This is a genomic window from Acetobacter papayae JCM 25143, from assembly GCF_000613285.1.
GTDB classification, from domain to species: Bacteria; Pseudomonadota; Alphaproteobacteria; order Acetobacterales; family Acetobacteraceae; genus Acetobacter; species Acetobacter papayae.
In genome coordinates this window covers 1-13,897 of record NZ_BAIN01000011.1, presented here as the reverse complement: position 1 = coordinate 13,897, position 13,897 = coordinate 1, and the positions used below count along the sequence as shown (strand labels likewise).

General features: G+C 62.3%; 9 protein-coding genes and 4 pseudogenes. 4 read left to right on the top strand and 9 right to left on the bottom strand.

What is annotated here, in order from left to right; translation table 11 throughout:
• Positions 1-16 precede the first annotated feature (16 nt).
• Positions 17-1,323, top strand: a pseudogene (locus JCM25143_RS16925) (MFS transporter).
• Between the two features lie 92 nt (positions 1,324-1,415).
• Positions 1,416-1,796: a hypothetical protein gene (locus JCM25143_RS04620; protein ID WP_025860187.1), complete on the top strand. Its 381-nt coding sequence runs from the start codon at positions 1,416-1,418 to the stop codon at positions 1,794-1,796.
• Between the two features lie 65 nt (positions 1,797-1,861).
• Here JCM25143_RS04620 and bcp read toward each other — a convergent pair whose 3' ends face one another.
• Positions 1,862-2,350 carry a thioredoxin-dependent thiol peroxidase gene (gene bcp, locus JCM25143_RS04615; protein ID WP_025860186.1) on the bottom strand — a complete coding sequence of 163 codons (489 nt, stop codon included), beginning with the start codon at positions 2,348-2,350 and terminating at the stop codon, positions 1,862-1,864.
• Between the two features lie 56 nt (positions 2,351-2,406).
• Positions 2,407-5,479, bottom strand: a pseudogene (locus JCM25143_RS25380) (bifunctional [glutamine synthetase] adenylyltransferase/[glutamine synthetase]-adenylyl-L-tyrosine phosphorylase).
• A 54-nt stretch (positions 5,480-5,533) separates the two neighbouring features.
• On the opposite strand from JCM25143_RS25380, the gene JCM25143_RS16915 reads away from it, so the two are divergent.
• Both JCM25143_RS16915 and JCM25143_RS23455 read left to right on the top strand, forming a co-directional pair.
• Positions 5,534-8,563 carry a hypothetical protein gene (locus JCM25143_RS16915; RefSeq protein ID WP_234394974.1) on the top strand — a complete coding sequence of 1,010 codons (3,030 nt, stop codon included), beginning with the start codon at positions 5,534-5,536 and terminating at the stop codon, positions 8,561-8,563.
• Positions 8,560-8,880, top strand: coding sequence for an AsmA-like C-terminal region-containing protein (locus tag JCM25143_RS23455; protein ID WP_234394973.1), 321 nt, complete (start codon positions 8,560-8,562; stop codon positions 8,878-8,880). Before JCM25143_RS16915 ends, JCM25143_RS23455 begins: the two co-directional genes overlap by 4 nt.
• Positions 8,881-8,925: 45 nt before the next feature.
• Here the strand turns inward: JCM25143_RS23455 and JCM25143_RS04600 are convergent, their stop codons facing one another.
• The 7 genes and pseudogenes from JCM25143_RS04600 to JCM25143_RS21345 form a co-directional block, all read right to left on the bottom strand.
• Positions 8,926-10,167, bottom strand: coding sequence for an ATP-grasp domain-containing protein (locus tag JCM25143_RS04600; RefSeq protein ID WP_025860185.1), 1,242 nt, complete (start codon positions 10,165-10,167; stop codon positions 8,926-8,928).
• Positions 10,168-10,274: 107 nt separating this feature from the next.
• Positions 10,275-11,015, bottom strand: a complete 741-nt coding sequence (locus tag JCM25143_RS16910) for a hypothetical protein (RefSeq protein ID WP_051542920.1) — start codon at positions 11,013-11,015, stop codon at positions 10,275-10,277.
• A 40-nt stretch (positions 11,016-11,055) separates the two neighbouring features.
• Positions 11,056-11,763: a hypothetical protein gene (locus JCM25143_RS04590; protein ID WP_051542918.1), complete on the bottom strand. Its 708-nt coding sequence runs from the start codon at positions 11,761-11,763 to the stop codon at positions 11,056-11,058.
• Positions 11,760-12,455 (bottom strand): hypothetical protein, encoded by a 696-nt coding sequence (locus JCM25143_RS16905; RefSeq protein ID WP_148300012.1) that lies wholly within the window; start codon positions 12,453-12,455, stop codon positions 11,760-11,762. The genes JCM25143_RS04590 and JCM25143_RS16905 overlap by 4 nt, the downstream gene beginning before the upstream one ends.
• Positions 12,392-12,553, bottom strand: a complete 162-nt coding sequence (locus JCM25143_RS22255) for a hypothetical protein (protein WP_159101587.1) — start codon at positions 12,551-12,553, stop codon at positions 12,392-12,394. The genes JCM25143_RS16905 and JCM25143_RS22255 overlap by 64 nt, the downstream gene beginning before the upstream one ends.
• A 242-nt stretch (positions 12,554-12,795) precedes the next feature.
• Positions 12,796-13,211: pseudogene (locus JCM25143_RS25125) on the bottom strand (leucyl/phenylalanyl-tRNA--protein transferase); the annotation flags it as partial.
• Positions 13,212-13,243: 32 nt separating this feature from the next.
• A pseudogene (locus JCM25143_RS21345) lies at positions 13,244-13,857 on the bottom strand (DeoR/GlpR family DNA-binding transcription regulator).
• Positions 13,858-13,897 lie beyond the last annotated feature (40 nt).

The following is a 13,897-nucleotide window of genomic DNA, read 5'->3' as shown; positions in this document are numbered from 1 at the left end:
CCGGAGGAACAACCCCTTGAACACGGCACAGCGTATTCGTGGCATACTGGCGGGATCGGCGGGTAATCTGCTCGAATATTTCGACTGGTATGTTTATTCCTCTTTCACCATCTATTTCGCGCATGCCTTTTTCCCGCGCGGCAACGCCACGGCCGAACTGCTTAATGCAGCCGCGGTTTTCGCTGTCGGCTTTTTCATGCGGCCTGTGGGTGGGTGGATTTTGGGCATGGCGGCCGACCGCTACGGCCGCCGCAGCGCGCTGACCATTTCCGTATTGGCCATGTGCCTTGCTCACTCGCCATCGCCATCTGCCCGAGCTACGAGCAGATAGGCCTGCTGGCCCCCACCATTCTGGTTTGCGCCCGCCTTGTACAGGGGCTGAGCCTTGGGGGCGAATACGGGGCCTCCGCCACCTATCTGGCGGAAGTGGCAACACCGGAGCATCGCGGGTTCTGGTCGGGTATCCTGTATGTCACGCTGGTCATGGGGCAGTTGCTTGCCCTCGTGCTGCTGCTGATCATGCAATACGTGCTGCTGACCCCCGCCCAGATTGAAAGCTGGGGCTGGCGCATTCCCTTCCTTGTCGGGGCGGCAGGGGCGCTGCTGGTCTTCTGGCTGCGACGCCAGATGAATGAGAGCGAAAGCTTTGAAAAAAACCGGGCCAAGGACGACAAGGGCGGCGTGCGCGTGCTGCTTCAGCACTGGCGGGCTGTCATAACCGTTTGCGGGCTGACACTCGGCGGCACCGTGGCTTTTTACACCTACACCATCTACATGCAGAAATACCTTGCCAATACGCTGGGTTTTTCCAAGGAAAGTGCAACCCTTATCTCCGCACTGAGTCTTATGGCCTTTGCCGCCATGCAGCCACTATTCGGCGCGGTGTCAGACAGGCTGGGCCGTAAGCCACTGCTGCTCTTTTTCGGGTTTGGGGCCACATTCGGCACGGTGCCGCTGCTGAATGCTCTCTCGCACGCCACCTCTGCGTGGATGGCTTTTGGGCTGATTGTCGCGGGGTTGTTCGTGGCTTCGGGCTATACGTCCATCAATGCCATTGTCAAAGCTGAGCTTTTTCCCACACGCATTCGCGCACTGGGCGTGGCCCTGCCCTACGCACTGACCGTATCGATTTTTGGCGGCACCACGGAGTATATCGCCCTGTGGTGCAAGCAGGCCGGGCATGAGAGCTGGTTTGCCTATTATGTGTCGGCCGCCGCCGCCATTACCCTGCTGACAGTCCTGCGCCTGAACATGACCGACAGCATTACCGCCGAAATAACGGCCAACGCCCAACCGGACGGGCACGCCACAAAAGACCTTTGATAAGCCCTGAATTTGCCACATGCGGGTTCATACTGGTTTTTATGACAGGAACGATGGAGCAGCCCCGCGCTGCTCCGGGGAGATAAAATCAGATGCGCCGTTTGAAACAGATTCTGAAAGTGCTGCCCCTTGTTGCAGGGCTTGGCGCTGTCACGCTTTCCGCTGCACAGGCTCATCCGGGTGGACCGGGCGGCTGGGGCGGTGGGCCCGGTTGGCATGACCGTGGCGGCTGGGGTGGCGGCCCATACCGCCACCACGGCAATGGTGGCGCCATTGCTGGGGCAATCATTGGCGGGCTGGCGGTCGGTGCCCTTGCAGGAGCCGCTTTCGGGAGTGGGCCTGTCTATGCCGCACCACCTCCGCCGCCCCCTCCGCCACCGCCCATGTATATGGTGCCAGCGGTACCGGTAGCCCCGCCGCCCCCAGCCTATTACTACTACCCTCAGGGTGGAGGCTATTACGGCGGTTGGTAAGGACTGTAGCCTTAGCCCCCGCGTTCTCCCCCGCTCCTGCGGGGCCTGAACGCGGGGTTTTGTTTTTACAGGCTGCGGGCTTTTTCCATCACCGCATCCACATGGCCATCCACTTTGACCTTGCGCCACACAGCGGCAACCTTGCCCTGTGTATCGATCAGGTAAGTGCTGCGCTCGATCCCCATATGGGTTTTGCCATACAGCGTTTTTTCCACCCACACGCCGTATGCCTCGGTTACGCTGCCATCAGCATCGGAAGCCAGAGGGAAGGTAAGGCCGTATTTCTCGGCAAACGCATCGAGCTTTTTAACCGGATCGCGCGAGACACCGATAATCGTTATCCCTGCCGCCTCAAATGCCGCCAGCGTCTCGTTAAAGCCGCAGGCTTCCTTGGTGCAGCCGGGGGTGTCCGCCTTGGGGTAGAAATACAGAACAAAGGCTTTGCCCTTCATATCCGCCAGAGCGACCGTGCGGCCACCACTGGCCTCCATGCTGAAAGCGGGTGCCTGATCGCCCACACCGGGGCCTGCCCCTGCTGCTGTTGTCGTGCTCATAACCTGCTCTCCCGTTATTGTGGTTTTTCGTTCAGGCATTGTCTGGCCCTAAGGGGTCATTCCGCCTCGGACGGGCCAACAAGCCGCCCGAAACTCTGCTGCACCGCCCGCGCCAACAGGCTGGATTTTTCAATCAGGGCGGCAAGGTCTGGCTTGCCCATTCCCCTGAGCAATACAGCCAGTGCGGTAGGGGCAAGGTCTTTTTCCAGATCCTGAGGCGGCACAGGCCCGCAAAGCAGGCGCAGCAAAGCCTGTAGCCGCCGCCAGAAACTTTCTGCCTCAATCAGCACCGCGCCATCCTGCGCACTCAGTTCCCCCACCTTACCAGACGCCCCAGCGCCAGACGGGTTTCCGTGCTGCGTGCTGCCGTTCGGCCTGCGCAAAGCTGCAGGATTTGGGCAATGAACTCCACTTCCATCAGCCACCAGCGACGCTTGACATCCCACACCGATGTTGGCGGCAACTCCCGCGCCAGACGGGCGCGCATGGTATTGGCATCGGCCAGCAGGGTGGCGCGTGCGACCCGCTCGGGGCGGATGGAGCCATCGAGAATACGCGCAAGGTCCGCCCGCAACACACGCCCCAGCGCCACAGGGGCCGAGACAATGCGCGCCCGGGTTAGCGCCATGCTTTCCCATGTCCATGCGGTTTCGGCATGGTAGCGCAAGAACGCATCCCGCGAGACCGCCACCGGCCCCGCAGCGCCGGACGGACGCAGCCGCATATCCACCGCGTAAAGCGGGCCTTCCGGGCCGGGGGCGGTCAGCGCTGCGATAAAGGTATGGGCCAGTCGCGTATAATACGCACCCACAGCCAGAGACCGCGCCCCGCCCGGCGCACGGGCAGGCACCACGCTGGCCTGACTGTCTGGCGGGTGGTTATAGACCATCAGCAGGTCAAGGTCGGAACCGGGCATCATTTCGCGCGACCCGGCCTTGCCCAGCGCCACTACCGCCATGCCTCCGCCGGGCACGCGCCCATAACGCCGGATATGTTCACGCTCCACCGCCTTGCGCAGCACGATCATGATCGTATCGGCTAGCAGGGTTCTGGCGTGTTCAGCGGCATCCTCGCTCAGCCGCCCTTCCAGCAGGGCTACGGACAGGCGAAACTCTTCGCCCCGCAGCAATGGCCGCAGGACGGACAGAAGCCCTTCCACATCTTCGGCCTCTTCTGCCAAATGCAGCAGCCTGTCCACGACACCGCGATTTTCCTCCGGGTCTGAATCCAGCAAGCCTTCCAGCGCGGAGGGCGTATCTGCCAGATGATCCGCCAGAAAAGCCGAAGCATCGAAAATACTGGCAATCCGGTCGATCAGTTCGGGGTTACGCTCGAACAGGCTAAGCAACTGCACACCGGCATGCTGGCGGGTCAGTAGGGCATCGAACCGCCGCAGACAGGCCAGCGGCTGCTACGCTTGCCAAAACTGGCCAGAAAGGATGAAAGCTGTGCGCGCAGGAGCGCATGCGCCCGCTCTGAGCGCAAGGCCCGCAGGCGATTGCCGCTCCAGCGCGCCAGCACCTGAGAGGCATCGGCAATTTCGGATTCAGGAAAACCATGCCGCGCCAGCAGTTCGGCCATCTGGCTGCTCTCGGCAGCTCCTTCCTCCGGCACGGGCACCAGCACACTCCCGGCCTCGCCACCCTGCTCGGGCGGCTGGATGACAAAATGCCGCTCAAAAATCCGCCGTGCCTCACGCATGCGCGGCAGCATGTCCAGCGCCAGCGCCTGACCATCGGGGTAGTTCATGAATACGGCAAACGCCTCGAACCCTTCCTCCGTATCGGGCAGGCTATGGGTTTGCTGGTCGGCACGCATTTGCAGGCGATGTTCGGCATCGCGCAGGAAGCGATAGGTGCGCGCGAGAATTTCAGCCTCCTCACGCGGGAGCCTGCCTGAGCCGACGAGTTTTTTCAGCGCGCCGAAAGTTGTGCGCTCGCGCAGCGCAGGCTCGCGCCCGCCCCACACAAGCTGGATAGCCTGTGCAATAAACTCGATCTCGCGGATACCACCCTGCCCAAGCTTGACATTATGACCCAGCAGCCATGCACGGCTGGCATCCGGGTCTGCCAGAACCGCATCAGGGAGTTGCGCCAGATCGGTGCGGCCCGCCTTGCGGTAGCGGTCAATACGGGCCTTCATGTCATGGATGTCGTCTATCAGCGTGAAATCGAGATGCCGACGCCAGATAAAGGGGCGGATAGCCGCCATAAACCGCCGCCCCGCCGTCATGTCGCCCGCTACGGGGCGGGCCTTTATCATGGCGGCCCGCTCCCATGTCTGGCCCAGACTTTCGTAATATAGAATGGCCGACTGAACCGTAACCGCCGGAGGGGTGGAAGACGGGTCCGGCCTCAGGCGCAAGTCCGTACGGAAAACGTAGCCATTCGCATCGCGCGCTTCCATCAGGCTAACAAGATCGCTAGTCATACGCACAAAGACACGCCGTGCCGTGTCGGGCTGACTGTACACTGCGGGATCATAAAGGACCACAAGGTCGATGTCGGATGAGAAATTGAGTTCCCGCGCGCCCAGCTTGCCCATGGCCAGCACCACCAGCCCGCAGCCCTGTGTTGGCCGCTCGGGATGAGGCAGCACGATCTGCCCGGCCTGATGCACGCTCCACAGCAGGTGCCTGATTGCCAGATCGAGCGTGGTCTCGGCCAGACGGCTCAGGGTGGCAGTAACCTCCTCAAGCGACCAGAACCCGCCCAGATCAGCCACGGCGCACAGAAACGCCACGTGTTTTTTGGCCTTTCGCAGAAAAGCCGCGACATCTTCCCGCCCCAATGTGGTGTCAAACATTTCGCAGGCGGCAAAGGCCTCTTCCGCGCAGCGTTCAGGCCCCTGCTCCAGCAGGGCAATGAACGCACCCACATCCTCGCGCGCGAGGTCAGACAGATACGGGCTGTTCCCTCCCAGACAGGCCAGCAGCGCCACAGCGCCCGGTTGCTCAAGACTGTGCACCGGCAGGCCCGCCTGTATGGCGAGAGCGTGCATGTCCTCGGAAAAAGCCTGTGCCGCTGCCGGGTTAGCCGGGCGCGGCCAGTCCGCACCGGGCCATGTCCGCAGGCTCTGCCCACGCAGTTGCCTGACATCGCGAAAAAGAAACTGTTCTGCCTGTGTCATGAAAAGGCCTGTTGTGAACCCTACCCGTACCGTAACCCGTAAAGGCTTGCTGCGTTGATTACCCCCGGTCAAGAGACAGCCACGCCAAAACGCTCCAAAACCGTACGCCGTATTGTGGCCGTGGCCTGTATATGCGTGCTGCTGCCCCCCTTGTGCGTGGCGGCTCTACTGGCGCGGGTTGCCTTCGCACCGCTTGATATCGCCCCACTGGCCCGGCATTTCCTGCCGTTTACACTCATCCGTGATCCGCTCAGCCACAAACCTGTTGCCCGGCTGGATATGGGAGCCGCCATCCTGTCATGGCCGGTTTTGACGCAGGGCAGCGCCACCCCGATTACCCTGAGCCTGAACGATGCGCGCCTACTTGCGGCAGACGGGCATGAAGTAGCCCATATCAACACGGCAAGCGCGACACTGGACCCGCTGGTGCTGGTTCATGGCGGTATCGGGTTGCGCACCGCCAGCCTCAAGGGCGGGAAACTAGCACTCCGCCGTGCGCATGATGGCGCAATCGGGCTGGATATCGACATGTCACAGGCTCATGGCAAGCCGAACGGCGTGGACTCTGACCTGCGCATGCTCGACCATGTGCAGGTAGATGACCTCGCCATCACCATGAACGACATGCAGGCGAACACGCTGTGGACGCTCTCTCCCCTGCATCTGGACCTGAACGCACAGCGCGTGGGGCATTATGCCGGACTGACCGGCGCGCTGACCTTCAGCCTTGCCGCAACAAACAACACGCCCGACAACCACACGCCCCCGACCCGGCTGACCTTCAACGCCCGCAGTGAGGTCGTTGGCGCACCATCTCCCGGCGATACCGCCCCCACCGTGATCTGGAATGCCCGGCTTGAAGGGATCAACCCCGCTACACTGGCCCCTGCTCTGTTCGCCACCCCTGACCCGACCCTCAGCGCTATCAACATTCCCGTAACGCTGGACGGGCACCTGCGGCTTGCCCCCGGCATTTCTGACTGGCTGGTGCCGGCCTCGCTCGACATTCAGGCCAACCTTGGCGCGGGCCATGCCATGGCCGCGGGATCGCCCTTCGTGCTGGATCACGGTTCGCTAGATCTCGGGCTGGCACTACAAACCGCGCCACCGAAAACACACGGCCTGTCAGGCGCACCCACGCTCATTCATGAGATACCGGCCCGCCTGACCCTGCGCGATGCCAGCCTGTTCCTGAACAACCCTCAGGCCCCACAAGACCCCACCCGCGCAATCGAGGCCCATGCCAGCGGCTGGCTGAGCGCTTCGGACCTGACAAACCCGAAACAGATTACCGGGCAGGTCGATACCAGCATTCCCCACGTAGCGTTTGCTGATCTGGGCCAGTACTGGCCCACACAGGCCGCACCTGGGGGCAAGAAATGGGTCAGCACCAATATTCCCGTGGGTACTGCCACCAACCTGAAAACCAGCCTGACCCTCAAGGGGGATGCAGGCTGGAACAGTCTGGACGTATCGGGCATTGATGGCAGTCTGGATGGCACAGGGCTGGATGTGCACTGGTTGCGCCCAATTTCCCCTCTGCACGCCATGAATGCCCGGCTTGAAATCCATGACCTGAACAGCCTGACCATCAGCTTTGATGGCGGCTATCAGCTTGTGGACAGGGCAGACAAACACGTAGGGCTTGGCGGCACGGGCCGGATCAAGGCCGGGCCGGGCAGCATGGTTATCAGCGGGCTGAGCGACCCGATCCAGACTGGTGTCATCCGCTCCAAACTGGAAGGCAGGCTGGAAGATGTTCTGGCTCTTCTGGCCGAGCCACGCCTGCACCTGCTCTCCAAACATCCGATGGATATCACCAACCCGCGCGGCGCAGCCACGCTCGACCTGAGCCTGACCCTGCCCCTGATCGATCAGGTTACGATTGATGAAATGGCCATTTCCACCCATGCTGAGCTGAGTTCTGTCTCCCTTGGCAACGCTGTGGCCGGGCGCTCCATCACGCAGGGTCGTTTCGGGCTGGATGCCACGGCGGATGGCCTGAACCTGTTGGGCGAGGGCGTAGTAGGCGGCCTGCCCTCCACCCTCTCGTTCTTTACCGACTTCCGGCGTGTAGCACCCAATGACCTGCTTGAAAGCGCGCATCTGACCTCGCGCCTGACCCCCGCAACCATTACCGCCGCCGGATACGACCCGGCGGATCATTTTGCGGGCAGTGCGGATCTGGATGTCACCTATAAACAGACTGGCGACCGGCATGGCACGGTCGATGTCGCGCTGGACATGGAGCGCGCGCGGGTGCGTATTCCGCTCTGGCACAAGGCCGCCGGGCGACCCGCACAGGTGAAAGCCAGCCTGAGCCTGCAGGCAGGCCGGATTACCGGTGTGGATCAGATTATGGCTACCGGCCCTGACCTTGACCTGAAAGGTCAGGCCGTGATCCGCCAGCAACTTCCCCCCGAACTGGTGATTTCCTCCTTCAAAATCGCGCGGTCGAGCGGTCGGGCACGGCTCTCGCTGCCCGGTCCCAAAGACCCGATGATTCATGTGGGTGTCGATGCCAATACGCTCGACCTTGCCCCTCTGGTCAGCGGAGATCCGGCCGAGGTCAAAAAACAGGCCCCAGCCACCAAAGAAACGGGCTACCATGTTCCCGAGGCCGCCACGGGCCGCCTGCATGGCAGCCCCGGACGGGCATGGGCCATCAACCTCAAGGCGCGCACCCTGTGGTATTCCACCACACGTGCCCCCCTGCATGATGTCGATGCCTATTTCGAGGATAACGGCAGCAGGCTGGAAGCCATGCGCTTTGCCGTGCAGGGCCCAACCCCCATCACCATGAAGCTAACCCCACAGGCCAGCAAACGCGCGCTCCATGTCAGTATTCCCGATATGGGGGCTTTCATGGCGGCGTTCGGCATCCTGCCCGATATCAAAGGCGGGCATGCCACCCTGACCGGCACATTTGACGACAGCCACCCCAGCGCGCCGTTTTCAGGCCAGATTGATGTCACCCCCTTTACCCTGACCAAGGCACCAACAGCCTGCGGGTTGCGCGCAATATCTCGCTCTATGGCTGGCTGGCCGCACAGGATACGGCCAATTTCCAGATCAACCACATGACCATGCCCGTCACGTTTCAGGATGGCGTGCTGACCATCCATGACGGCAGCACCGGCAATACGGCGCTGGGCGCCACACTCGAAGGCACGGTGGACCTTGATAATAACAGCATCGACCTGCATGGCACCGTGGTGCCTATTTTTGCGGTCAACACCATGCCGGGCAAGCTACCGGGTATAGGCAAGCTGTTCAGCCCGGAAAAAGACGGCGGGCTGCTGGCCGTAACCTTTGGCGTAGCAGGCAAGCTGGATGACCCCAGCCTGCACTTCAACCCCTATTCGCTACTACTGCCCGGCCTGTTCCGCCGCATGTTCTGACACGGTACAGGCGGGCCTTACACACCCGCCTGCACTGGCACGCTCTTAGCGTGCTGCTAGGTTTGCCTTGCGGTAAAGCATGTCGCGGAACGCTGCAAAAATATGGCGCATCTGCGGGCTTTTGTAGGGGAACAGGGCCTGATCATCCGCATCATGAATGACCAGCGCATTGGACAGTTCAAACACCAGCAGTTCGCCCTGCTGGGTTTCCGCGCAGTCAAAACCCACATAATCCAGCCCAAAACGCTCATGAATAGCCGACAGGGCGGCGGCATGACGGCGGGCAAAACCTTCATCAAACCCCGCCATGGCGGCGGCTTCTTCTGCCCGGCGCTCGGGGTATTCCTTCATTTCAGGATAGGGGTAATGCACCATCCAGTGCTGTGAGATCCCCATATGGGCGAGGAAGGGTTTTCCGTCGATCTGCACCACGCGGTATTTACGGAACAGCCCGTCCGGCGAAGCATAGTTGATGAAATTGGCAGCGAAGAACTCATTCCCCTCCACCTTTTCCAGATAGGCCGCGATATCCGCAACCCCTTCGATTTTGCTCAGATTAATGCCCCCATGCCCACCCTGCGGCCGCAGAATAATGGGAAAGGCAATATCGCCGGGACGGGTCTGCTCCAGAGTTGCGCGGTCCGCCCGCCATGTGGTGGCCATGCACAGCCCCGGCGCGCCGCGCAGCACCTCAAATGCCTCCGCGCGGGACAGGGCGGGAATACGCCCGGGCGGGTTAAGAACCAAGCGGGGCCAGTTTTCCAGATAGCGACCAAGCTGCGCCAGTGTTTCACGGTGCGTATCGGCCTCACCAATCGCCACAAACAGCAGGTCATGGTCTGGCAGGCGCGCGGGCCATGACAGACCCGGCCCGACATACAGCACATCAATCGTAATGCCCGCATGTTCGAGAATACATTCGAACGGCACATTGGCGGTAAAATCGCCCGGTGTCTTAACCACCAGAAGGCGGACAGAGCCCGGCTCCCCCTGTGCAACGCGGAACACCTGCTGGCGGGCCAGAGCCACGCCCAGCGTTTCCAGCCCTTCGGCCCGCTGGAAGCAGAGCTGCTGGATCAAGGCAAGGTCCAGCAGGGCATAGACATCATCATCGCGCTCATACCGGGCAATCAGCTCAGGGGCAAAGCCGGTAATATCCTCACGGGCCAGAGCGGCACGGAACAGCGGGGCAAGCCCCATGACAGGCGGCGGTGACGCCAGTTCGTCGCTGTCGAACAGCACGGGAGCGCTGCCAGCAGAACGGAAGATCGTGTCAGGCTCGAACATAGCGAAAAGCCACCATCATTTTAAAAAACCAAGGAAAAAACTAGCACGGAACAACAGGGCCTGACCACAGGCACACCCTGCCCTGCGCAAAAGACCCCTGCGGGCTTTCAGTGGCCGTGGCGCTGGCTGGGCAAATCATCCGCCGCGATCGCCCCTTCCGACATATCAGGCAAAAGACCGGCTACGGGATTACCCGCATCTCCAGCCTGCCCCGTGTCAGACGGGGGCCCACTTTCACCCGGTTGGACAGACAGGCGGGCCTGTGCCTCCTTGTCGGCCGCATCCTGATCGGCCGCACTTTCCAGCAAGCGCACATCCTGCGGCAACCGACCACGCACCGTGGCGGACAGACCGCCAGCCCGCACGAGCGCCCTCAGGGGGGCATCCGCGTCAAGCCAGCCTGCGTCCAGACCGTTGCCGCTGATACGGCCTGCGGGATGGAAGACCTGCCCCCGCCCGCCAGAGAGCGCTACCGGCCCATGCCACCCCCGCGTGGCGGAAACCACGCCAGCAGCATCCGCCCCCGAACACGGTTGGGTCGCCATAAGGGTAACGGTTTCGGTCGTGACCAGCGCCTGCGTTACGGCCACAACAGCGCCATGGGGCTTTTTGCTTCGTACCGGGGCCTGTGCCGCGAACACCGTGCCGGAGGGCACCACCACGATAGCTCGCATATCCGCCAAAGCTGTCACGGCAAGGCAGAGCGTCACACCCGGGCCTTCAGCGCCTCCAATCTCGGCACTGCCTCTATTTTGCGCGTACCCCTGCACGCTCACGCCAAACAGGAAAAACGGCATGGACAGCAGCAGTGCCGCGCCACGGTGGCGCAATGATTTGCCTCTGCTCATGCCTTGCCCCCTTGCTGCCTCCGGCCGTGCACCACCCTTTTCAGGGATGTGCTGGAGCCTGCACCGCAAACCCTGCCGGAACCTCGAAAATACGATCCGGCTGGGCTGCGCGGCTGACACTGATGGCCCGCACGGTGATATGCCCCTGCTGCACGACCTGCAGCAATATGCCATCAGGGGTATAGCAGGCATCACCTTCATGCCCTTCCGTATCGACAGTGCGCCAGACCTCACAGGTCTCGCCCGCCACAACGGACTGGCCAAGCCGCGTATACGCACCCGAGACCGGGTGCTGTCCCGGCAGCGTCAGATCCTGCTGGCCGGGCATCGGCATGGTGCTGACACGCTTGCGGCTTTCATCCACCACGCTCAGGGTGCGGTTTTTCCACGTGGTGACCATGTAAACGCTGTCCCCTTCGGGATCGAGGCGCTGCTGTAGCCCGGCAACCTGCCAGCGCATCCGCTGGCGGGCCGGAGCCACTCCATCCTGCGGAGGTGTCAGCACATAGGTCACATCCGTATCCACCGCAGGGGTCACATACGGTGCCTCTGACGGCGCGGCAGGTGCGCCCGGCTGGGTTGCAGGCTGGGTTCCGGGGGTAGTCGGCACCACTCCCTGCGCCCGTGCCGTTCCCGCACCGATCAGCCCCCCACAGGCCATGGCCGCCAGCACGAAAGCAGGACCTGCACACATGCGGCGAACCTGCCCGACTGGCTGTATCAATCCTTTAACCCGGCGCAGGATCATGGGTGATCTCCCGCACTGCCATGCTCGGAACTGGCGGGGGCACCGCTAAGCGGCCCCCGGCCAGAACCATCGGCTCCCCCTTCGTGCCGGGCCTGCACTTCCTGAAAACCCGCAGGGGGCTGGAACGCGCTGGACGGTACGGGCGCGTAGGAAACACGCACGGCCTGCAAGCTGCCGTTCAGCCCATCGACATCCACCCCTTCCTGACTGAGGATCAGCCCCTCATCCGTCACGCAGGCGCGCGCACCACCCTGAGCGGAATAGGCCTGCCAGAGCGTGCAGGGCTGCCCGGCCACACTGGATGTTCCCGCACGGGTAAACTGCATGGACAGATCAAGCAGAAACGGGTTGCGAACACTCTCGCGCTCGGTCAGCCGGGTATAGACACGCCCGGCATCGAGCACCACCAGCACCTCCTGTGCTGCCCGGTTGATGATAACCGCGCCACGCGGCGTGCTATCGGCATCGCCTGTCAGATAATTGATCCGCAGCAACCCGCCATCTCCGGCATAGAGCACCTGCACATAGCGCTCCTGCACGGGCTGCCGGGGCTGGCCGCTTTCACGCAGGTCCTGCTCCGTGGGGCGGGGTTCGAAACGATAGGTAATCGCGGCATCACGCTGGGGGGTCAGGGGGGATGGTCGGCTGTCTCCTGCCCGGCGGCAAGCGCAGGCCCGGCCATAGGCAGCCATGCCGCCAGCGTGGCGGCCAGCAGTATCATGCCTGACAGGCCAATGTGGCGCACACGGCCCTCCACCTGCCCTGCCGGGCGTGCAAAAATCCTGTTCATGATGGTGGCTTTACTCCCCTGTCCGCGCCGTAGCCCGGTCTTGCGCCTTCACTCACACCGCCTGTCATGCAAGCGGGTCAGAAATGGCGTATCTCGTTCTCAATCATGTCCGTATCAAGGTCATCGCGCCAGCGGGGCTGCATGTCCACCGCACGGGCCAGAATAGCCTTGTAATCCGAGGCCGGAATTTCCTCTCCCCCAAAACGGGTGAGATGGCTGGTGCCAAACTGGGTATCCAGCAGAATAAAACCGCAAAGCCGCAGCCGGGCGACAAGATGCACCAGCGCCACCTTGGAGCGTCGGTGGCGGTGCTGAACATGCTCTCGCCAAAAAATGCCCCGCCAAGGGCCACACCATACAACCCGCCCACCAGAACGCCATCAAGCCGGCACTCCACGCTATGGGCAAACCCCATATCGTGCAGAGCACAGAAAATACGGGTGATAGGCGTGTTGATCCACGTAGTTTCCCGCCCCGGCGCAGGAGCCGCACAGCCACGCATGACAGCAGGAAAATCCGTATTCACAGTCACCGCAAACCGCTCGGACAGAACCGTGCGGCGCAGGCGCCGGGGCAGATGAAAACCGTTGAGCGGCAGAATACCGCGCGGGTCCGGGTCGTACCAGTTCAGGCTTTCGGGGTCATCCTCATCCGCCATGGGGAAATACCCGGCGGCATAAGCCCCCAGCATCAGCTCGGGCGTGAGTTCTGCGGACATGGGCCGCCTGTTCCTTTCCGCCTTGATCCGCCCTGTTCAGGCTGGTCTATCATGACCTCGGCCCCTGCCCTGTCCAGCGCAGCCGCCACATCCGGCGGGGGCGGACGATCCGTAACAAGCCGATCAACCCGGCTCAAGGGCGCCACATCAAAAATACCCCGCCTGGCCAGTTTGGAGGAATCGGCCAGAACCGTCACCAATTCGGCCCGCTCTATCATGGCCTGAGCGACTTCGGCCTCCTGCGCATCAAAATCCATGATGGTACGCGTATCCATGGCCCCGATGGTCAAAAAAACATGCCGCGCATGAAAACGCCTGATCTGCTCAAGCACCAGCGGCCGAGTGTCTCTCCCGCATCCGGGTTGCAGGCCCCGCCCAGCAAAAACACCCTATGCTCGGCATTGGTCGAGACAATGGAGGCAATGCGCCACGAATTGGTGATAATAACCAGAGAGGGGGCTTCCGCCAGCGCATGGGCGAGGGCAAGCGTTGTGGTGCCCGTATCGATAAAAACGGAATCTCCCGCTTCAAACAGCGTTGCCGCCCGTGCCGCGATACGGCGCTTGGCCTCGGCATGGTCCGCCATACGCAAGGCAAAGGGGCCTTCTGTCTGGGGCACAAGCTGG

What these genes read in the sequence shown, in the direction of transcription:
- JCM25143_RS04620 (WP_025860187.1), top strand. Translation starts at nt 1,416, where the DNA reads ATGCGCCGTTTGAAACAGATTCTGAAAGTGCTGCCCCTTGTTGCAGGG.
- bcp (WP_025860186.1), bottom strand. Translation starts at nt 2,350, where the DNA reads ATGAGCACGACAACAGCAGCAGGGGCAGGCCCCGGTGTGGGCGATCAG.
- JCM25143_RS23455 (WP_234394973.1), top strand. Translation starts at nt 8,560, where the DNA reads ATGACCATGCCCGTCACGTTTCAGGATGGCGTGCTGACCATCCATGAC.
- JCM25143_RS04600 (WP_025860185.1), bottom strand. Translation starts at nt 10,167, where the DNA reads ATGTTCGAGCCTGACACGATCTTCCGTTCTGCTGGCAGCGCTCCCGTG.
- JCM25143_RS16910 (WP_051542920.1), bottom strand. Translation starts at nt 11,015, where the DNA reads ATGAGCAGAGGCAAATCATTGCGCCACCGTGGCGCGGCACTGCTGCTG.
- JCM25143_RS04590 (WP_051542918.1), bottom strand. Translation starts at nt 11,763, where the DNA reads ATGATCCTGCGCCGGGTTAAAGGATTGATACAGCCAGTCGGGCAGGTT.
- JCM25143_RS16905 (WP_148300012.1), bottom strand. Translation starts at nt 12,455, where the DNA reads ATGGCTGCCTATGGCCGGGCCTGCGCTTGCCGCCGGGCAGGAGACAGC.
- JCM25143_RS22255 (WP_159101587.1), bottom strand. Translation starts at nt 12,553, where the DNA reads ATGAACAGGATTTTTGCACGCCCGGCAGGGCAGGTGGAGGGCCGTGTG.